This is a genomic window from SAR324 cluster bacterium (assembly GCA_015232315.1).
In the GTDB taxonomy this organism is placed as follows: Bacteria; SAR324; SAR324; order SAR324; family NAC60-12; genus JADFZZ01.
In genome coordinates this window covers 45,912-67,179 of the sequence record JADFZZ010000018.1, presented here as the reverse complement: position 1 = coordinate 67,179, position 21,268 = coordinate 45,912, and the positions used below count along the sequence as shown (strand labels likewise).

At 45.4% G+C, this 21,268-nt stretch carries 13 protein-coding genes; 9 read left to right on the top strand and 4 right to left on the bottom strand.

Annotation, left to right across the window (positions count from 1 at the left end; genetic code table 11):
* Window positions 1-27 precede the first annotated feature (27 nt).
* The gene (locus HQM11_12860; GenBank protein MBF0351916.1) at window positions 28-2,109 is read right to left on the bottom strand and encodes an adenylate/guanylate cyclase domain-containing protein; all 2,082 of its coding nucleotides are present in this window, start codon (window positions 2,107-2,109) and stop codon (window positions 28-30) included.
* Window positions 2,110-2,873: 764 nt separating this feature from the next.
* Between HQM11_12860 and HQM11_12855 the strand changes: the two genes are divergently transcribed.
* The 7 genes from HQM11_12855 to HQM11_12825 all read left to right on the top strand — a co-directional run bounded on the left by HQM11_12855 (window position 2,874) and on the right by HQM11_12825 (window position 11,520).
* Window positions 2,874-3,284: a 2Fe-2S iron-sulfur cluster binding domain-containing protein gene (locus HQM11_12855; protein MBF0351915.1), complete on the top strand. Its 411-nt coding sequence runs from the start codon at window positions 2,874-2,876 to the stop codon at window positions 3,282-3,284.
* Window positions 3,285-3,292: 8 nt separating this feature from the next.
* Window positions 3,293-3,664: an iron-sulfur cluster assembly accessory protein gene (locus HQM11_12850; GenBank protein MBF0351914.1), complete on the top strand. Its 372-nt coding sequence runs from the start codon at window positions 3,293-3,295 to the stop codon at window positions 3,662-3,664.
* A gap of 32 nt (window positions 3,665-3,696) precedes the next feature.
* Entirely contained in the window at window positions 3,697-3,957 is a 261-nt protein-coding gene (locus HQM11_12845) for a BolA/IbaG family iron-sulfur metabolism protein (GenBank protein ID MBF0351913.1), read from the top strand.
* Window positions 3,958-4,010: 53 nt separating this feature from the next.
* Window positions 4,011-6,557: a hypothetical protein gene (locus tag HQM11_12840; protein MBF0351912.1), complete on the top strand. Its 2,547-nt coding sequence runs from the start codon at window positions 4,011-4,013 to the stop codon at window positions 6,555-6,557.
* 353 nt (window positions 6,558-6,910) lie between these two features.
* Entirely contained in the window at window positions 6,911-7,432 is a 522-nt protein-coding gene (locus HQM11_12835; protein MBF0351911.1) for a peptidylprolyl isomerase, read from the top strand.
* A 131-nt stretch (window positions 7,433-7,563) separates the two neighbouring features.
* On the top strand, window positions 7,564-10,134 hold the full coding sequence (gene gyrA, locus HQM11_12830; protein ID MBF0351910.1) for a DNA gyrase subunit A: 2,571 nt from the start codon (window positions 7,564-7,566) through the stop codon (window positions 10,132-10,134).
* A gap of 168 nt (window positions 10,135-10,302) precedes the next feature.
* The gene (locus HQM11_12825) at window positions 10,303-11,520 is read left to right on the top strand and encodes a protein phosphatase CheZ (protein ID MBF0351909.1); all 1,218 of its coding nucleotides are present in this window, start codon (window positions 10,303-10,305) and stop codon (window positions 11,518-11,520) included.
* A gap of 805 nt (window positions 11,521-12,325) precedes the next feature.
* Here HQM11_12825 and HQM11_12820 read toward each other — a convergent pair.
* The 3 genes from HQM11_12820 to HQM11_12810 all read right to left on the bottom strand — a co-directional run bounded on the left by HQM11_12820 (window position 12,326) and on the right by HQM11_12810 (window position 16,800).
* Window positions 12,326-14,017, bottom strand: coding sequence for a HAMP domain-containing protein (locus HQM11_12820; protein ID MBF0351908.1), 1,692 nt, complete (start codon window positions 14,015-14,017; stop codon window positions 12,326-12,328).
* Window positions 14,018-14,019: 2 nt separating this feature from the next.
* On the bottom strand, window positions 14,020-15,138 hold the full coding sequence (locus HQM11_12815) for an ABC transporter substrate-binding protein (protein ID MBF0351907.1): 1,119 nt from the start codon (window positions 15,136-15,138) through the stop codon (window positions 14,020-14,022).
* 369 nt (window positions 15,139-15,507) lie between these two features.
* Entirely contained in the window at window positions 15,508-16,800 is a 1,293-nt protein-coding gene (locus HQM11_12810; protein MBF0351906.1) for a hypothetical protein, read from the bottom strand.
* Window positions 16,801-17,091: 291 nt separating this feature from the next.
* Between HQM11_12810 and HQM11_12805 the strand changes: the two genes are divergently transcribed.
* A complete protein-coding gene (locus tag HQM11_12805) occupies window positions 17,092-18,261 on the top strand; it encodes a hypothetical protein (protein ID MBF0351905.1) in 1,170 nt (389 codons plus the stop codon).
* Between the two features lie 95 nt (window positions 18,262-18,356).
* Window positions 18,357-21,149, top strand: coding sequence for an Hpt domain-containing protein (locus HQM11_12800; GenBank protein ID MBF0351904.1), 2,793 nt, complete (start codon window positions 18,357-18,359; stop codon window positions 21,147-21,149).
* Window positions 21,150-21,268 lie beyond the last annotated feature (119 nt).

Here is a 21,268-nt window from a genome sequence, read left to right as displayed (position 1 = left end):
GGTCTTGATGTGTGGCTGAGATCAATACTATTTTTGGGTATATATCATGGTTCCGTCCCAGTTTTCCGGTAGTTTTTCAGGGTGTTCCCTGAAATCCTGACTTCGGTTGAGAAATAATTGAACGGCATGGTCTTCAGGATTTTTTTCTTGCGCTTTGGTAAACAGATTGATCGCTGAGTCCCAATCTTTATTGAGATAGGATTGCAGAGCCTGTTCAAAAAGCTGGTTGGATTCGAGAATTTGAGCAGGAAGTTCACTGCTTTTTTCCGCAATCAATTCATAGATTTTTACGCCGGCAGTTTTTCCCTTAACAGCAACGATATCCAGCAAACGACAATGAAATTGAGCTGAAACCTGACGCCAGGTGTCTTCGCTGATCACGATATGAGTTCCATAATGTTTGTTGATCCCTTCCAGGCGGGAGGCCAGATTCACACTGTCCCCGATGATGGTATAGTTCATCCTGTCTTGTGACCCGAAATTACCCACAATTGCCAGTCCAGTATGCAGACCGATTCGGGTTTCCAGGAAAGGTTTGTTTTCTTTGCGCCATTTTTCTTTTAACTCTGTGAGTCGTTTCTGACAACGCAAGGCCGCTCGACAAGCCAGATAGGGAGCATTTTCCTGTTTCATGGGAGCCCCCCAGAAGGCCATGATGGCATCGCCGATATATTTGTCGATGGTTCCCTGTTCTTCCATGATGATGTTGGACAACTGCTCAAGGTATTCAGATAAATGAAACACCAGAGCCTGAGGATCCATGCCTTCCGAAATATTGGTAAAGCCCGCAATATCAGAAAAGAAAATAGTCAGTGTTTCCTGATCGCCACCCAATTGCGCTTCTTTCCCCAGTTGGATCAACTCCCTTACGAGAGCTCTGGGGACATATTTGGCAAAAGATTGCAATCCCTGAGCTGTAGACGACAAGGCATTGTTCATTTCATCAATTTCCCTGATCGCTGATTCTTCAAGATCAATATTGTCCAGTTCTAGGTGCTTGATTTGAGTTGTCGCGGTTGACAGTTTCCGGATCGGCCGGGTAATGACATTGGCCATGAAATAAACTGCCATAAACGAAAAAGCAAAAATCACCAGGGCAATAAACAGCGCTTGAATCAAGAGTTCATTGACAGACCCCAACAGATCATCTTCCGGCAAAATCACAAAGATCTGCCATTTTGAAGTGAAGGACTTAGGGAAGGGTACAACATTCGTAATATAATTTTTTCCCTGGGTGGTCGATTTGAATTTGGTCACCCCGTGTTCTTTAAAAGTATGATAGGCATCTGAAATCCAGTTCTTGTGTAGATCACTGACCGTAGAAAGGCGCATTTTCCCTGTTTTTTCATCGGTTGTAACCGTATTGCTGGAGTCTGGATAGGCCATAATCTGGTCTTTTTCATTGACAATAAACACCAGCCCGTTTTTGCCAACTTTCTGCTCAGAGAGAAAATCTGAAAGACTTTGTAACGGAATGTTGATGCACACCACGACCGCCACATTTCCATTTTCATCCAGCACCGGATAGGTTGCGGAAAATCCCGGTGTTTTAGCGGTTGTAAACACATAAACATCTGTCCAGTAAATTTTGAGATCATTGTGAGTGTTTTTATACCATGGACGCGTTCTTGGATCAAAATCTGGTACATTGGATTCTGTTTTCAGTAAATTATAATTTTCATCTCTGAAAAACCACATTTCCGAGGGAGTTTCTCCAGAACGGTCGATGTAACGAGTGGCATAATCAGGTTCTCTGCGGACCTGAACATAACTGCCCTGAGCGTCTGCCAGAAAAATAGATTGAATCTGAGGAAAGACCATGAGTTGTTCCCACATGATCTTCCACATTTCTTCATGGTTTTCCATGATTTTGTGACTTTTGACCAACTGGCTGACCGGTTTGGTCTGTAAAGCAGGAGAATTGATGAAATTAGTGGAACGTTCAATGATTTTGGCTGTCAATTCTTTAGTGATTTTTTCAGAAAGATCAAAAATGATATTGGTGGAACCAAAATAAAACAAAGCCATCATGCTGGCCTGAGTGATAAACAACAGAACAAACATGATTTGCAGAATGGTGACTTTGTAACTCACTTTCCATTTTTTCATAAACATTCTCGAGATGACGTTGGCGTATAGATACAAAGGTTCCATAAAGCAAATGGTATGCCTTCTATCAAAGTAAGCTGATACACTTTTGTATTCAATCACTTAGCTCTTCGATTTTTAGAACGCCCGCAAGATGTGCTTATACATGTGTTTCTTCTGTAAGAGCATTCCTTGTGAGTGTTCAGTCACATCAGATAAATACCCGACCATAAATCTTTAAACATTTTTTCTGGTTCCCTACCTCTGGTGGGGAACCCTCCTTATCCCACCTTCGGTGGCTTGCCAACGAACCGTGGAAGGGCACCAGAGGTGCATTATGGAACGGTTCCCGACGAGATGTCAGGAACCAGAGTAATGTTAAAAAACTTTTGATCGGGTACTTAACTGTATCGGCTTAAATTGGTAGCCAACGTTCCTAAGGGACATGAAAGAAGAATTCATGGTCGCAAATACGCCGGAATTCGACTTGTTTATCAGGGACCCACATTAATTGGCTTTGGAGGCCCATCTAACCAGGGAAAAACCATTTTCCTCTTCGGAGAGGCTTTCCTATGTCCATATAGAAACTGGTTGTTTAAAATCAAGCTGGAATGACCATAACTCGTGTGATCGAGGCAGTTACATTTACGAATGTCACTCCTTCTTCCTGTTCACTGTCGTTTATTCTTCAAATTGCTCTGGAATTTTAAGTTGCCTTGAGTATAATCCTTAAATAGTCATAGTAACAACCCGGAACATTGAGTTCATCGATCTAAAAGGAGTTCATGGCAGGCTTCAATCCCTATCTGCAAAAATCATCTACCACCTTGAGCACGACCCCCTATCAGGTCACATTTCTTCCAGCCAATGTCACGATCAAAGTCACGCCGGAAGGTTTGGAGCATAATCCTGTTGGTGAAAAAGGATCCATTCTGTCAATTGCCGAAGCCAACGGTATCATGATAGATCATTCATGCGGTGGAGTTTGCGCATGCTCAACCTGTCATGTTTTTGTGAAACAAGGCCTGGACAGTTGCAATACTCCGACGGAGGATGAAGAAGATATGCTCGATATGGCTCCGGGACTTCGCAGAGACTCGCGTCTGGCCTGTCAGTGCATTCCTGATGGTTCTCAGGATATTGTAATTGAAATACCGGGTTGGAACCGTAATCTTGTCAGTGAAACGCCTCATTAAAGGAATTTATGGTTAAACTCACAGAAAACGCAGCAAAAGAACTCCAGAAAATCATGCAGGAGCAAAATGTGGAGCATGAGGTCAAACTTCGGGTTGGTGTGAAAGGCGGAGGCTGTGCGGGGTTCACCTACACACTGGATTTTGATTCCAAGAAAAGTAAATTTGATCTCGAGTTTGAATCACAGGGAATTGGAATCCTTGTAGACAAAAAAAGCCACCTTTATGTGGATGGCACTGAAATTGATTGGGGTTATGGTCTGACGGACCGTGGTCTGAAATTCAATAATCCCAAAGCCAAAGGTTCCTGTGGTTGCAAAACCTCTTTCATGCTTGATCAACCTGAACAGACTGATGATGGTTTCAAACCACAGTGGTTGTAAATTTACACTTGTTTCTCATTGAAGGAATCGCTATGGAACATCTACATTGGAGTAGTAAATCATTGGATATCATTGTGAAGGAAACGCTGGAACAATCCATTCCTGAGTCAACAGTTCATGTCACCTCCAATGGAAACCATGTCAGCATTGATATTGAATCGCCTGCGTTTAACGGAAAAAATCTGTTGAACCGGCAACGGTTGGTTTATTCGGCCATAGATCACCTGCTTAAAGGGGACCATGCGCCATTACATGCTGTTGATCACATAAAGACTTCTGTTCCATCCGCATAACAACCTGATTTCAGTCTCCATCCGGAAACGTTCATTCTGTATCAAGGATAATTATGAATGCGATCACAACAATTGATAAAGAAAGCCTGATCTCTGTATCTACTACTGAACTATCAGGTTCACTGAAATCCAGAGAAATGATGATCAGGGCACTGTGCAACAGAATTTATCAATTACTCAGGCGATGTCCTGCGAAAGGCGGTAAAAATCTGGCTGAAGTGATTTCTGAAGTGGAACTCAAACACCCTCAGTATATTTTTGACAGGATTTATAAACACCTGCACAACCAGTATTTCATGTCCCTCCACGAACGCGCCAATAATCTCCGGAAAAGAGCGTTCCTGGTGCAGGAAAAAGACATGTTCTATTTAAAAAACATGACTGATTTTCTGGATGTTTTACATATTTTGGGGTTGTCTACCAATTACAACGAAGTTGAAGCACAGCTCAAAAAACAGATTGATCATAAAACGGTGGAGTTTTTAACGGAGGATTTACCCCGTTCAAGAATTTTATACAATGACCGTCATGTTCCAACATCGTACAAATTCAATGTCATTGAAACCACAGAAATTCACAAAACGCATCCGGATGGCCATCCAATTCCCTTTTATATCAAAAATATCTACATCCATAAAATTTTCAGATTCCATGGGAATTATGTCAAAATATGGGAAATTGTTCCCAGAAAACAGACGAAGCCCACACCGATATGTTTGATTCCGGGTTTCTGCTCCAATTATTATTCCTTTCATTTTGAAGGCAATCACAGTCTGGACTACTACCTGGTCCGTGAAGGCAGTCGGGTTTTTATTCTGGATCATGAACGCAAAGACAACCATGCAAACATTGATGTGTATACAGAATACTTGTGCACTACCATGATTGATTTTGTCCGTGAACGCACGGGCAAACCCCAGATTATCCTGGGAGGACACAGCATGGGTGGCATGATTTCTATTTTTAAAACCATTCTTGATGCGGTCAGACGACCGCGGCTCATCACTTCCGTCAAGGCCTTACTGATCCTCAGTTCACCGGTTCACTTCAGCAAGGATTTTTTTATTCCTGACAGTGTCGCGAAATTTGGTGAATATTTGTTTGATTTAATTGGTTACGATGGGGCAATGCCTGTCACCGAATTTCTGCATGTCGTTTTCAAAATTCCAATGTTTGACAAGTTGCTCAGTTTCAATGGACAGGACTTCCTGAAAAAACTCCAGAAACTCCCCCCCCTGGAATTCAGCAAAATCCTTCAGCGATTGATTGATGCCCAGATCAATCCCATCACCCTGAATCATAAACATCTGAAGGCCCTTGTGGCTAAAGGTGTGACCAATCCACCCCGAATGGTCACACACCATTTTGCCAAACTGGTGAAAAGCAATGTGGATGGGGTGACATCCTATAATTACGACGAATTTGCTGCGCCATTGATTGAAGTCAGTGACATGGATGACCAGCAAACAATCATCAAGGATCGTATCGGTATCAATTATACAGCCAATTTATACAGAGTTTCTCCAGCGATTCCTGTGATGGTTATTCAGACCACTGATGATGTTCTGTCGCCCCCCAGATCGTTTTTTCAACACTGGAACCGCTGGCCTCATCGTTACAAATTAAGAATCGACAGGATTCCCCATGAACCGGGCAATGCGGAAGAAACATCGACAGCCGTTGAAAAATTTATTCAGGAACACGGTTTATCCAGCGCGATCGGTGTCACTCAGCATTCCGGACGGCATATGGGGAGTTTGACAACTGAAAAACAGTTGATCGCTACTTTTATCCGTGCCGTTGAAAATTATCCGGCAACACCGTTATCCGTCATAGAAACAGCAATCGACGCGCAAATGCTGTTCATCCAACGAGAACAGGATGAAGAAATTCGCTTCATCGCAGAGCGTGATTTCGCAAAAAAAATCCGGTATATTGATACCCACCTGTTCTGGTCGGAAAGCAGAGCGATCACACGTATTCTCCTCAAGATCATCTGTAATTTTGAACCCAAATCACGGATTGATGATAAATTTCGAAATTTCATGGTCCGGGATACCCGGAAAATTGAGGTGGACGAGGACGCTAAATACAATGTGCTGTATAATTGTGTCATGACGATTTTATCTTTCAAGCCAGGCCCTGAAGACACCATGAAGGACATTCTTGAGGTACTTGACCAGATGGAAACGATGCCTCCGCCTGAATGTCTCCGGTCCTTGATAGACCTTAGCTCGGGCCTGTATGATTTAAGCCGGAATGGTTTGCCTGAAAAACATAAAAAATTCATTGAACATTTTGAAAAATTTCTGGATCATTGCGCTGGTCATCACCAACGTTCGGTGGCGTTGCATGCTGTGCGAGCTTTTTTTCATACAGGTGATGAACTTTTCATTGAAAAAGGTGGGACCTATTGCCAACAATGGCCGCAGTCTCTCCGGCGTGATGCCTACAGAATCTATTGGGAAGAAGCACGTCAACGCATCCTTGAGTTGCGCTTAACGTCTGAAACCAAACTTCATGAAGCCATGAAACCTTATATGGAAATAGCCAAACGAATGACATCCCACCAAAAATCCAATCTATCAGATTCCAATTAGCCAGTCTGTTATGACTTCCTCATTGCCCTCTGACAGTCCATTCTCTTCAGGAAAATGGACTGTTTTTCTTTAACCTTAATTAAACAAAGAGATCATCTATGAAAGTGGAAGACAAACGCATCATTTTTTCAAAGGAACTTCAGGTCAAATACGCCGGAAAAATTATTGAAGAAACCGATAAGGAAATTACTCTGGAAGGCGAAGATGATGAATCTTTTGTCAAAATTTATAATCCCTTCCGTGGCGTGGGAAAATTGTTCATGTTTGAAAACGGGCGCTGGGTTGACGCGGAAACATCTTCACCTTTTTCCAATTTTGATCTGGCATCACTGGGGCTGGGCGATCTTCCCTCCATGTTGCCTCAAGATAGTGCTGACGATGAGGATCTTGATTATGAACCTGAAGAAGATCTGGCCTTACCCGAGGTTGAATTAGATACAACCCGGGGTGTGATTCATCTCGAATTGTATGAAGATGACGCCCCCAATACGGTCGCGAATTTTATTTCGCTGATCGAACAGGGCTATTATGACGGACTGAATTTCCATCGAGTCATTCCCGGCTTCATGATCCAGGGAGGATGCCCTACTGGAACGGGCACTGGTGGTCCGGGGTATCGCTTTGCCGATGAAATTTCCTCTAAAAAACATGACAGTCCCGGAATCCTTTCCATGGCAAACGCAGGTCCCGGAACCAATGGCAGTCAATTCTTCATCACGCATGTTTCAACACCTCATCTTGATGGAAAACATACGGTGTTTGGCAAAGTTAAGGAGGGATTGGATGTAGTGAATGCTATCCAAAAGGGCGATGTCATCAATAAAATTACAATTCTCCATAAACGAAACCATGACTATGAAGTGATCAAACTTTAACTCATGGAAAAGTGCGGCATGGATTAAGCCGCACCGGAACCATTCCGGACAGTGGATTGGCTCACCTCCAAATCCCCATTTTTTCAATGGACTGATTCATAACAATAACTTTTTCCCAATCAGGAACATCAATGGCAGAGCAGATTTATAATCAAAATATCGTGGATGAAATGCGCACTTCCTATCTGGAATATGCGATGAGTGTGATTGTGGGACGTGCCTTGCCGGACGTTCGTGATGGTTTGAAACCTGTCCACCGCAGAGTCCTCTTTGCCATGCATGATCAGGGAAATGACTACAACAAACCCTATCGGAAATCAGCCAGAGTGGTGGGGGATGTGATTGGTAAATACCATCCTCATGGTGATGCGGCCGTGTATGACACCATCGTTCGCATGTCTCAGGATTTTTCCTTGAGATATCAACTTGTCGATGGCCAGGGAAACTTTGGTTCGATTGATGGCGATTCACCGGCCGCCATGCGTTATACCGAAATCCGTATGAAAAAACTGGCACATGAACTGCTCGTTGATCTTGAGAAAGATACGGTTGATTTCACACCGAACTATGATGACTCCCTGTCTGAACCTTCGGTGTTGCCCACCCGCATTCCCAATCTGCTGATCAACGGTTCCACAGGGATTGCCGTGGGAATGGCCAGTAACATTCCGCCTCACAATCTGGGCGAAATCATGAATGCCCTGTTGTATTACATTGATCATCGGGATGCGACAGTCGCTGATCTGATGCAGTTTATACCGGGACCGGATTTTCCAACCGGAGGCACCATCATTGGACGAAAAGGAATCTTTGATGCCTATACCACCGGACGGGGTATCCTCAAAGTTCGGGCAAAATCGCACATTGAAACCGAAAAAAATGATCGGGAAGCCATTATTATCACCGAACTGCCCTTCATGGTGAACAAGGCAAATCTGGTTGAAAAAATCGCTGAACTGGTACGTGACAAGAAAATTGAAGGCATTTCAGACATGCGGGATGAATCAGACCGCAAGGGAATGCGGATCTATATTCAGATCAAACGGAATGAAAATGCCAATGTTGTGCTGAGTAATCTTTACAAACACACTGCACTTCAATCTTCCTTTGGTGTCATCATGCTGGCGATTGTGGAACGTCAGCCAAAAATCCTGCCCCTCAAAAAAGTGCTTCAGTATTTTGTCGAACACCGGATGGTGGTTGTCACCCGTCGAACGCGTTTTGAATTGAGACAGGCGGAAGCCAAGGCCCACATTCTTCAGGGACTCACAATCGCTCTGGATCATCTTGATGATGTGATTGAAATTATTCGTGGTGCCCAAAGCGGCCCCATCGCGCAAACTCTGTTGATGGAAAAATATCAACTGAGCAAGGAACAGAGCCATGCGATTCTGGAAATGCGTCTGCAACGACTGACAGGTCTTGAACGAGACAAGATTAGGGGGGATTATGATGAAACCATGGCCGCTATCGCCAATTACAAAAACATTTTGTCTGATGACCATCTTGTTTTGGACATCATCCGCAAGGAATGTCAGGAAATTCTTGAAAAATACAACGATCCCCGACGAACTGAAATCATTGAAGGAGACAGTTCAATCGCGATTGAGGAACTGATCAATGAAGAAGACATGGTGGTCACAATTTCTCACAGCGGGTATATCAAGTGCAGTCCTGTCAGTGAATACCGGTTGCAGCGAAGAGGCGGCAAGGGGCGGCAGGGCATGAATACCAAGGATGAGGATTTTGTAGAAAAAATGATTGTGGCATCCACCCACGATTACCTGCTGATCTTCACCAATATGGGTCAGGTTTTCTCCAAAAAGGTGTTTCAACTGCCATCCGGTGGACCCAATACACGGGGAAAAGCGATCATCAATATTTTACCGTTACGTCCAGATGAAAAAATATGCACCTATCTTCGGATTCCTCAAAATTCTGAAGGCAAATACATTCTGATGTGTACAGCAAAAGGAATTTGCAAAAAAATTCATTTACTGGATTGTGACCGGATCCGTGTGAGTGGCATCAGGGGAATTACCCTGGATGAGGGGGATGCCTTGATCTCGGCACAACTGACCGATGGCAATTCAGAGCTATTTTTTGCCACACGGAATGGCATGGGACTCAGGGTTCATGAAGATGAAATCAGACCGATGGGAAGAGCAGCCCGTGGTGTGATTGGTATCAGAATGCGGGGTGATGACCAGGTGGTTTCAGCCATCGCCTTGACCGGAGAAGGCCAGTTGCTCACTGTGACAGCAAATGGTTTTGGCAAAAAAACCCCCATTGACTCTTACACCCTTTCCAAACACAGAGGAAATCGCGGCGTAAAAAATATTAAATCGGATGAAAGTACCGGACAGGTGGTTGGAACAATGGAAGTGATGGATCATTATCAATTATTCATCATCACTCAGGGGGGAAAACTCATTCTGATTCCAGTTGCCAATATTCCGTCTACCGTTGGCAGAGTCACTCGGGGATCCAGACTCATCAGAATGGCAAAAGATGAATTTGTGATTGCTATCGCGCCAGTGATGGATCCGGAAGAAGTTGACGCGGATGTTGAAACGGCGGAAGTGCTCCTTGATCAGGAGATTGAGGTTGACTCTGAAGATGATCTGGAACAGGAAACGGATGAGATGGATGAGGAATTTATCGACGAATCCGGTCCAGACAGTGACGAACTGGACGAATAGAAGGCCAATCTTTTGACTGGAGAGAAACCATGAATGCTGTTCATTGGCGCTGTCATCGCTTCAGTCAAGATTCACTTGAAAAATTCAGGGCCGTCTTATAGGGAACAGATAATCACATCCCGGTGATTCTGAATAATCGTTCAACATTTTGTTCTTCCGGAGCAGTTCATGATCCGAAAATATAAAATTACCATTTCCAAACAACAGTTATTGTCTGATTACAACCTGTTCAAACAGTGGCTGTTGGACTACTGGAAATTTCTGGAAGACCTGCCCCTCAGTTCATTCACCGATGACAAACAGATTGTCGATTTTTTGAAAGACCAGCATCATGCTCTGATCAAAACCAAAGTCCGCATGGAAATTGTGGATATGATCAGTGCGTTGATTCAACTGACATTGGGAAGACTGAAAAAAGACGAACTGACCTTTGAAATTCCTGAACGCAAAACAGAATCAGCAGAGGCGTATCAGTTCATTACCGACCTTTCCAGCCAGATTAAAAATATTGAATCATCCCTGCTGAGACTGGTGGAACAGGTTTCTTATCTGACCCGGCATCTTCCTGCAAGCGAAGACCAGCAAAAACTGGTTCATATCCTCCAGGTCATTGGTTCCTTGTTCAAAGCCATCATTCGTCAGGACCAGGATGACATTCGTATCGAACTCAATCAACTCAATGTTCTGACATCATCCCAGGAAAGTTATCTGCTTCTTGAAGAGATCGGTAAGGTAACCCGTGAGATCTATAATTCACTTCAGGAACTGTCTCACAATATTGATCCGTCTGAAATCCAGCATGCAACCGATGAAATGCCGGATGCTGTGCAAAAACTGTATTCTGTCATCAAACGTCTTGAAGATGCCACCAATGACAATCTGGATTTTCTGGAAAAGCTATTGCAGCAATGCGAGGAAAATATTGAGCTTGCCAGGGAAATGTCAGAGTCCTGCGAATTGCTGTATAAAAAACTTGATGCGGTTCACACCAAACATCCACAGACCAGCAAGGAAATGGGTGAACTCAAACTGATGATCAAAGAAAAACTCCACTGTAAAATTGAAGCACTCCTGGGGGTATTGCATGAAGATGAAAATTCATACATTGCCATCATGTCCAACCAGGGATTCCAGGATCTGACTGGCCAAACTCTGAAAAAAATCATTGATTTCATGGAAAAACTGGAGTTGCGTTTACTCAAACTGATCCAGACCTACACTTCGAGAATGGGCGAACAGGACAGTAATGATAAAGATGGCATACTTACCAGAATTGATATTGGTTCTGAAAATGAAAAAATCAAACTTCATGGACCCGATGAAAGCGAAACCCAGAAAAGTTCACAAAATGATGTGGACTCACTCCTTGCGGAACTGGGATTTTAGAATTTCTCCCTTTAAGTATCCTGTGATTGGTCACAGTCATCGTTTGGCCAGTATTTTGTAACCGTTCAAGGGGGTGAAAACTATGAGGCCATTTTTATGGCAATATCATCGTTTTGAGGAATCAATGAAGGATAGTATTTTGATCCAAAATGAGCTGTTAATGCCTGAGTAATGAACGGAATCAATCGAGTTTGCCCTCTTTGATGTACCCAACATGTTCTGATTATAACGGACTCCAGATCAGGTTTGGGTTGCTTGAAACACAGGCAGGATTGGTTTCTATATGAAAACCTATGCAAATTATGGCACCTTTCAAAAAGACTGAATTTTAGTTTACAGTTTGCCCTTCAATGTCATACCTGCGAAGGCAGGTATCCAGTCCGTTGCCCTGGAGATGGACTGGATTCCCGCCTGCGCGGGAACGACAGCAAAGTGTCAACTACTTTTGAAAGGTGCCCAAATTATCAGCAACCTTCAAGCACAAGCTGGAGCCCTGATGGCTCGGCGGAAATATCACATTCCGATGTATTGATTACTGGTTTGTGATGACGCGCCTCAATTCAAACTACTGGCCCTGGATTTAGCTCTGTGCTGGATTCATGAAGGACGCCCTTATAAAAAACTATCCCCTGTTGTCCCGCTACATCAAGAGTTTCTGAAATCTGTGCTTGAGGATTTCTGGAAGTATTACCACCAGTTGCTTGAATTCAAAATAGCACCGACTTTAGTTCTGGCGAAACAACTCCGGAAGCGAAAGGAAGTGCCATTAAGGAACAGAGATGATTCTTGGCATGCTGATCTCTACTTATTTGATCTCCAGTTGGGTGACTCCATCCCACTCTTCATCCCAACCGACTTTCAGGAAGTGTTCACAGCGCTTGATGTAAATCTGAGTGGCCTTGTCGTCGGGAAACAGGGAACGACATTTCTGGAAGCATCGGAAGGATTCCTCGAATTCCTTGAGATGATATAGGGAAATGCCTTCTTCAAAAGGTTTTCGTGTGATGCTTTTCATGTCAAACATTTCAGGCGGATCGCCGTTGAAAATTTCAAAAATAGTCACCGGTTCTTTTTTGCCCTTGGCTTGAACACGGTCAATGACACGGACCTCCACGTCTCCAGGCTTCCGCAGGCCATGCAGCACCGCGTCACTGATGAGCAGGGATACCCCATACATTTTGGTCATGCCTTCCAGGCGGGACGCCAGGTTGACCGTATCGCTGATGACGGTCGTTTCCATCCGTTTATGCTCTCCGATGGTGCCCAGCATCAAGAATCCCCTGTGGATGCCGATGCCCATGCGGATCGGCAAACGGGAAGGGCTGGTGCGTGTTTCGTTATAACGGTTGAGTTGCTGAAGCATTTCGATTCCGGCCTTGACGGCATCATCCGCGTCATGATCAAACAAGGCCATGATCGCATCCCCGATATATTTGTCAATGAATCCATGATTGCCTCGAATCACCGGTCCCATATGGCTGAGATACGCATTCAAAAACCGAAAATTTTCTTCGGGTGTCATGGTTTCGGATAGAGACGTGAACGACCGCAGATCGGAAAACAGAATACACATTTCCCGCTGCACGCTGTTGCCCAGTTCCACTTCCACGATGCTGGGCTTGCTGAGATGTTCCAGAAATTCATGCGGAAAGAACCGACTGTAAGCATGGGCGGTACTGGCGATGATAGCATTTTTTTGTTCCAGCTCCAGTGCATATTCCTCCAATTGTTCCCGTGCGACTTTCAGTTCGGTGTTTTGCTGCTCGATCTGATGATAGGACGAAGCCAGGGATTCGGACATGTGATTGAAGGCTTGGGCCAGATCGCTGATTTCATCGTTTCCCGGAATCCGAACCTGATGTCCGAGCTCTCCGGACTGAACCTGGCGCATGCCTCGGCGCAAATGAACGATCGGCAAAATGATGCTACGGGACAAAAACCAACTGAGCAACAATACCATGATCAGAAAGATGCTTCCCAGCAAACTGCCGAAGATCACAAAGGACAATCGCTGTTCCTGCTCAATATCCAGCAACGTGTAATAAAACCGGATGAAACCGATACGTTCTCCGAATCCCCGGATTTCCTGGACATAATGAATGGTTTTTTGGCCCTGCCACTCCGCAATCCAGATGCGAGCCCTGTTGCGCAAGGTTTCCACCAGATGTTGTGGCAAATTCTGTTTCAATACGGGATTCCCGCCGGATGCCAGCAATTTGCCGGTCTCATCAAAAAATCCAACAGTGAGCAATCCGTCAATTTTCAGGAGGCTGTCGATTTTTAAATTCAGGCTACGGAGATTGCGTTCAAAAATCAGATTGGCATATGCCGCCTCATCGCGTTTGATGGTGCGGTGCAGCAGGAACTTGACCTTGTTCACCACGGTTTGGGTTCGACGTTCCTGAAAGGGAATCTGGACCGTGGTAAAAATCAGGGAAATGATGGCAAAGTTGATGAGCAGGGCGCCCAGGATCTTATGTCGGAGTTTCCAGGTCATGTTCATAAAGCGGGATCGATCATTTTAATAAATTGGGAGGTTTGGGGGCCATATTGAAGAATCACCACCGGTTTGATCGGATCCCCTGCCTCGTCCAGTGTGATCAGTCCGGTTACTCCCTGATAGTCACGAGTTTGTGCCAGCGCATCACGGATCTGTGCTGGAATCAACGTTCCAGCGCGATGGACGGCATCCGCCAAAACCATGACGGCATCATAAGCCAGAGGAATTCCGCTCACTTCGATTTTGTGGTGTTGAGCCTCATACGCCTTGACAAAGGCCTGACTCACGGGCGTTGGCGCATCCCGATGCCAATGCGTGGTAAAATAGTTTCCCTTGATCACCGATCCGCCATAATCATAAGCACGGTCGCTCCAACCATCGCTCCCCAAAAATAAAGTGATGATTCCCATTTTTCGGGCCTGGGTGATGGCGAATCCTGCCTTGCCGGAAGGAAAAAATACCAGGTCTGGATTCAGGCTTCGGACTTTGTTCAGCAATGGAGCAAAATCCGTCATGGAGTCTTCAAAATCGCCTTCCCACAGGATTGTACCGCCGGTCTTTTCAAATTGTTCCTGAAACAACTGTGATATGTTGCGGCTTTGCTGTCGAGTGACTTTGGTCAGAATCACCGCCGTTTTGGCGTGCAGATCCTGTCTGGCAAAACGGGATAGAATCTTTCCTTGCAGCTCATCGGTGAAGCATACCCGAAAGATATAATTCCCGATACGCGTCAGTTCCGGATCAGTGGAAATGGGGGAGATCATGGGAATTCGGGCTTCTTGCAACACGGGCGCCATGGCAAGGGAATGCTCACTCCAGGAAGCGCCGATGACCGCGATCACTCCGGATTGAATGGCTTTTTTGGTGACAAATCGGGATCCCAGCGCGCTACTCTGGTTGTCAAATTCCACCAATTCCACCGGCTTGCCCAGCAATCCTCTGCGTTGATTCAAGGTCTGTACGGCAAACCGAACCCCTTGCAGATGAAATAAATTGCTTTTGGCTGCGGGTCCGGTTTTTCCGAAAATCGCTGCGATTTTCACGGTTTCCACCCCGAAGAGGTTGGAGGGGCAGCCGATCCATAATACCATCAGTCCCAGAATCAGAAAATTTTTCATGGATGGTTTCCGCAGGCTCGTGTCATGAAACGGGAGTGTTCCCGATTGGATTTCTTGAAAAGTTCTTGCGGTGTGAACCGATCTTTGTCAAGCAGATTCTGGGCTATCGTCATCGTTTCGCCTATTATCGGGGGAAACCGTATAAAACCATACCGGGAAAGGTGTTTTTCCGAGCCTGAAAATCAGTGAAACGATGACGATGGTCCTTTACAGGCGACCGTCTGTAACTGGCGAAACAACAACGATGGCCTCTGATTCAGTTGGAGACACGTCCATACAAATGGAGCGGTTTAAAAAGAAAATCCCCCGTTTTCCTGAACACAGGAAGAACGGGGGACTCAATGCGGAAGGAATAGGTTTCTCAGGAGTTTACCAGTAGAAATGATTGATGACATGCGTACTCAGGTGCCCACTTATTTTACCGGCAGGAGAATTATAGATTTCCCTGTTGTCATCCAGACGTTTGAAATAGGATTTCCACCACCAAATTCCCTCTGTTGTTTTCTTGCTGTTATCAAGATTTGAATACCCGTAATTGCTCACTACCGTTTCTGTTCTGTATTTTATGAAGGGTATCACACAGACCAAGCCGTCTAACGGGTCATCAGACAACACTGAAATATGGAAATCCACCAGACAAGGATACAATTCTGAACCATGACCTTCTTCTGTCATGATGTAGGGAAAATGGTTTTTGTAGGTGTTGGGCGCATTGAAGGTGTCGTTGTATTCCCCATCTTTCCCCAATGTTCTGGAACAGCTTTCATAGGAGCCAAACCGGTTGCCTCCACAGGAACTGTGCATTGCGACAACACCGTCATTGGTACCTTCCAGGAACGGTTTCATGATGTCATTGGTAAAATGACCATAGCCGGCAACGTTCAGAATCGGAATGGTGACACTGTCAGAGTGATTATTGGCCCGGGCTACAGCGACATTCAAATCATAGGTTGCCCCCAGAGATTCAGGATGGTCGCAGTCATAATCGACGCCAAGAACCTTGAGTGTGGTTTCAATCACAAATTCGCCGATTCCCCAACTGCAATTTGCGCTTTCAAGCACATCAACCGCAATGTCTGTCGCTTTCACACCGCCGGCCGCTGACGCGATTTCAACACCTAAAATGGTATTGTTGATGATTTTGGCCTGAGCACCCGAAATTCCCGACTCATTGGCACGGGTGAGCAGCATATCCAGAACCAGACCCCCGGTGGAGTGAGTGATGGTCACACAGCCGTTGGCACAATGTCCGCTGTTGAGGATATCCAGATATTTCTGAACGATTTCCTTGAATTGACTCCCCTTGATGTCAGGGCTAACACGTCGTTTTGTGTCCCATTTTACATGCCTGGTGGCAATGCCTTTATCGTTTAACTGGGATTCCCAGAATCCCCAGTACAGATCGGACGTGGTATTCGAAAGCCAGGTGCCATTGTCAAAAAAGTTTCCCCAACCGTGAATAAAAATCACGTTGGTATTGTGTTGTCCAATGCGGGCAACATCCTGCTGGTCCATCAACTCAGCATCAATCACTTTAACATCACTGGCACTGATGGCTTGATCCTGACTGTCTGAAGCTGAATTTTGATTGCCCGACTGACCGCAGGCCATCAAGCCTGCGCAAATAAAGCAGATTCCAAGGTATTTAATCATATTTTTCATGGTTCCCCCTGATACAGAAGTGTGGATTTCGGGTGTTGGTGCGGGTTAGCTGAAGTGACATTAGCGTTTCTGAAACTGATATTAATATCCATGGCGTGGACAGGATTCAGTCGATTGCTAACAGTCTGAGCGTCACACAGCTAAAAGTGGGATTTGACCAATGGCACAGAATTCTTATATAAACTTAAAACCTGATGTGAATGGTCAGTAGATTTTTTAACTGCTGATACTGAATAATAAATTACGGTACTGGAGGTATCGTTATTACAACCTTTAGGACAAGACCTGCCCATGAAAAAAATAATCATTGTGATGTTACTTCTGCTGGTTGGTATCGCAGGGTATTTCTTTTTGAATGTTGAAGAGGAACCAGTACCAGAGCCTCAACAGACCAACGTCAGCAAACCTGAACCTCGAATTGAGCAGGAAACCGTATCTGCTGAAAGGAGGAATGAGCCTGTTGACTGGCCGGAAACAGAAAAAAAGAAGACTTTAGCCGATAAACTCCCCCCTCCACCTGAGCCTGAAATTGAGTTACAGGGACGAAACGCCGGCAACAAACGACTCAAAGAAATATTTGAGCAATTTGCTGAAAACATAAAATATCCAGACTACTCCACACCTTTGAAAGAAACGGATCACGCGTTGTTAAATCCTAACGAATTTGTTGAAGTCCGGCGACAGATTCCACAAGCCAAGGATTTTGCTTACAGCCTGATACTCCCGGCATTTCATCTGTTCAAACCCGAGCCCATTTCGTTCACGTTCAAGGTCTTTTCCATGACCAGTGAGCCACTGCCGCAAATGCTGGACCTTCAGGCAGAACTCTGGAGTGACAATAAACAAATCGCCCAAATCAATTTGCCGTTGAATCAGCCCCCCGGGAAAGAAATTTCCTTTAGGGGAGAGTTCAAGCCATCCTTGGCCGACAGTGACTCCTGGTCCAATGAACTACAGTTAAAAGTGTTGTATTCTTTCGCAGGTTACAAACAATTTTCTGCGGTAACGCTGTTTCGCTATGATTTGTCCGTCGCTGAATTGAAAAGTGTTGGACCTGAGCGCGTTGAGGGTTCCCATCTGGTGATTCCTCTGCGATTGAAGGTGGCGCAACCCGGGGAATATCAGGTGACCGCCAATCTGATTGCTGAAAACACTGGAAGGCCCGTGACTCACCTTTCTGAAAGCCTGGCGTTGAAAACACAAGACGCTGTTCTGGAATTGAAAGCACATATCAGTGTGCTCAAGGCAAGTAATGACTATGGCCCTTATGTGTTGAAACATTTCACCGGGATTCGTCTTCCAGACAAACCGGAGGAGTTGACTCAATATGCCAATTTAACAGGAGAATATCGGATAGGTTCACACCCTCAGACAGAATATCAGGATGAGGAATATGTGAACGAACGGGTAAAAGCCAAAATGAAGCAATTTCAAAACTTGATCCGGTTGCCGCCTCAATAAACCGGGATTGACTTATCCGCATGAAATTGTCAGGAAAAATCCAGGCCATTACCTCAAACAACGAACGGAATCATCACCTGTATGAAGGGGCATGAATGAACTATATCAAGACATGGCTGTGTTTGTGTTGCCTGGTGTTGGCAGGCCTGACAGCCTGGGCCTCTGACCCTGACAAGATGCTGGAATGTGACTCCTGTCAATTTAAGATCAGCAATCTCAAAGAACCTTTTCCTCTCACAGGAAACTGGCTGTTCACACGTGACGATTTGCCTCAGAATAAAGAACCTGAAATTGATGTTTCTTCATGGAAAATCGCAAAAACACCGGGCCCCTGGAAAAAGATCTATGGCGACCATCAGAATTTCAGGGTGGGCTGGTACCGGGCCAATCTTGAATTTGAGCCATCGCTCATTGGCACGATTGTTCTGTTTCAGTTGGAATGTTACATGAGTCGGGTTCAGGTGTTTCTGGACGGAAATATAATTTTTGAACGAACTGGTAAAAAAATGGCTGAACAATTTTATGCCATCCAGCCGATTCCGGTTTTGTTCAAAATCACCCAACCGTCCCATGTCCTGACTTTTCGGGTTGACACCATGATGATGACAGGCGTGTATCAGGTTCCCTTTGATCTGAGAGAATACGATGACGCGGATTGGAGCATTGCCCTGCGTCATTTCTGGAGCGGAGATCTGCGCCAGTATTCCGGCGTTGTCATGCTGTTCTTCGGATTATTTTTTCTGCTGGTTTATTCCAAAACCCGGGCTCTCATTTATCTGGTAGCCGGAATGACTGGGGTGATGGTGATTCCGTTTGCGATTGCCCCCGCGGATGTTTTGCTACATTTTTTCACGCCTGAATCCCTGTTGATGTTTTCCTACGTTGGCATCATCACCATCTATCCCAATTATCTGTTTGTGCAGTTTTTTCATCGGTTTTACACAAAATGGAACTGGTTCTGGGGCATCTGGTTTGGTCTCATGGGCCTGACGTTTCTGGGAATGGCGGTCTTCCATCAGTCACTGGATCTGTTTCAGACATTGCGAACCGTCTACCTGCTCAGTCTGGCGGTGCTCTGTGTGGTCATGTTGTTCACCGTGATCCGATGTGTTATGGACAAAAAGCCTGTGATGGTATTGCTGGGCGGAACACTGATCGCGATTATTGTGGTTATCAACGATATTTTACTGGGCTTGGGACTCATTCGCTCCATATCGCTTTCATTCGCTGGAATTCTGTTGTTGAATTGCAGCATCATGTGGGTTGCCAGCAATCAATTCGCTGATACCTTTGTGGAAAACAAGCGCCTGGTGGGACTGTTGCAAAAAATCAATGAGAGTCTGGAAGACATGGTGGCGGAGCGCACCGCACAGTTGCGCCAGAAAACCGTTGATATCCAGAGTATGCTGGCCAATCTGCAGGAAGGTATCATGGCCATCGGGGAAGCGAATAAAATTCATCCGGAATATTCCGCGTTTGTGGAACGTATTTTTGATACGGAAAATATCGCCAACCGGGATGTGCTGGAGCTGGTTTTCACGGATACCAACCTGGGACCTGACCAGCTCAATCAACTGGATACGGCTATTGGCTCCTGCATTCAGGAAGATGTGGCCAATTTTATATGCAACCGGCATTTGTTCATTCAACAGGCTCAAAAAGAAATCCACGGCAAAACCAGGCATCTGGATTTCACCTGGTCGCCCATCTGTAATGAGAATGAAGAAATCGAGAAGATTCTGCTGTGTGTGCGTGATGTGACAGAATTGAAGTACCTTCAGGCACAAGCCCTTGAACAACGTACTGAACTGGAAATGATCGGTGAGATTCTGGCCTTGTCATCCAGTCAGTTTCAGGCGTTTCTGGAGTCTGGCGATCAGTTTATCCGGGAAAATAAAACCAGTCTTGCCGGTCAGCACAATCAAAACAGTGAAACCCTTGACACGCTGTTCCGCAACATGCACACGCTCAAAGGCAATGCCCGAACTTACGGACTCACTCACCTCACCGATGTTACCCATCAGGCTGAACAGTCCTATGACCAGCTACGCAAACGTCCTGATCAAGCCTGGAACATCCCCCGGCTGTTAGAAGAATTGACCAGTGTTGAACAACAACTCAACGCATACCGGCAGATCTATCAGGAGAAACTGGAAGGTTTCGTCGGAGAAAAAAAAGATGGCATTTTATTGGATCAATCCCTGCTGTCGATCATTCACCAAATTCAGCAAACGCTGACAGAAACAGCCTCTCCAGTCGCACAAGCCCTGCAAAATGTGCTCAAGGCCATTCACACTCATAGTCTCAAGGATATCCTGAGTGAACTACTCAAAGGCCTGACAAAACTCGCTCATGAACTGGGAAAAAGGCCTCCCCTGATTGAGTTGGAGGACCAGGGCATCCGCTGGTCAAAAAAAGCGGCGCCCTGGATCAAGGATATTTTTGTCCATCTCTTCCGCAACGCCATGGATCATGGCATTGAACAGCCGCAAATCCGCACCAGCAAAGGCAAACAGGAACGTGGCACTATCCGGTGTCATATCGCTTATGCGGACCAGAACACGGTGGAGTTGCTCATTTCAGATGACGGGCAAGGCCTGCATCTGGATCGACTGCGAGCCAAGGCTATTGAACAGGGCATAGCCACCGATCCCGCCAGTATTTCTGACACGGAAGCGGCAGAACTGATTTTTATATCGGGTGTTTCCACCACAGACAAAGTTTCAGAAATTTCCGGACGCGGTGTGGGAATGGACGCGGTACGCAAATTTGTGCAGAAACAAGGGGGGGATGTCAGGCTGATTCTGGCCACAGAAGGCGACAATACCGGACGTCCGTTCCACCTCAGAATCACTTTGCCTGCGGACCTGACTGTCAAGGTGACATAGTTGAGATTGTCCGATTGCGATGCTTCAGTCAACCGTAGTCAGTCGCAAAAAACTTCCTACTTTACAAAACCGGTTCATCAAGTTACAAATCATCCATGATGGATGACAGCCAATTTTTG

Coding starts and splice junctions, on each gene's coding strand:
- HQM11_12860 (MBF0351916.1), bottom strand. CDS start 2,109: ATGAAAAAATGGAAAGTGAGTTACAAAGTCACCATTCTGCAAATCATG.
- HQM11_12855 (MBF0351915.1), top strand. CDS start 2,874: ATGGCAGGCTTCAATCCCTATCTGCAAAAATCATCTACCACCTTGAGC.
- HQM11_12850 (MBF0351914.1), top strand. CDS start 3,293: ATGGTTAAACTCACAGAAAACGCAGCAAAAGAACTCCAGAAAATCATG.
- HQM11_12845 (MBF0351913.1), top strand. CDS start 3,697: ATGGAACATCTACATTGGAGTAGTAAATCATTGGATATCATTGTGAAG.
- HQM11_12840 (MBF0351912.1), top strand. CDS start 4,011: ATGAATGCGATCACAACAATTGATAAAGAAAGCCTGATCTCTGTATCT.
- HQM11_12835 (MBF0351911.1), top strand. CDS start 6,911: ATGTTGCCTCAAGATAGTGCTGACGATGAGGATCTTGATTATGAACCT.
- gyrA (MBF0351910.1), top strand. CDS start 7,564: ATGGCAGAGCAGATTTATAATCAAAATATCGTGGATGAAATGCGCACT.
- HQM11_12825 (MBF0351909.1), top strand. CDS start 10,303: ATGATCCGAAAATATAAAATTACCATTTCCAAACAACAGTTATTGTCT.
- HQM11_12820 (MBF0351908.1), bottom strand. CDS start 14,017: ATGACCTGGAAACTCCGACATAAGATCCTGGGCGCCCTGCTCATCAAC.
- HQM11_12815 (MBF0351907.1), bottom strand. CDS start 15,138: ATGAAAAATTTTCTGATTCTGGGACTGATGGTATTATGGATCGGCTGC.
- HQM11_12810 (MBF0351906.1), bottom strand. CDS start 16,800: ATGAAAAATATGATTAAATACCTTGGAATCTGCTTTATTTGCGCAGGC.
- HQM11_12805 (MBF0351905.1), top strand. CDS start 17,092: ATGAAAAAAATAATCATTGTGATGTTACTTCTGCTGGTTGGTATCGCA.
- HQM11_12800 (MBF0351904.1), top strand. CDS start 18,357: ATGAACTATATCAAGACATGGCTGTGTTTGTGTTGCCTGGTGTTGGCA.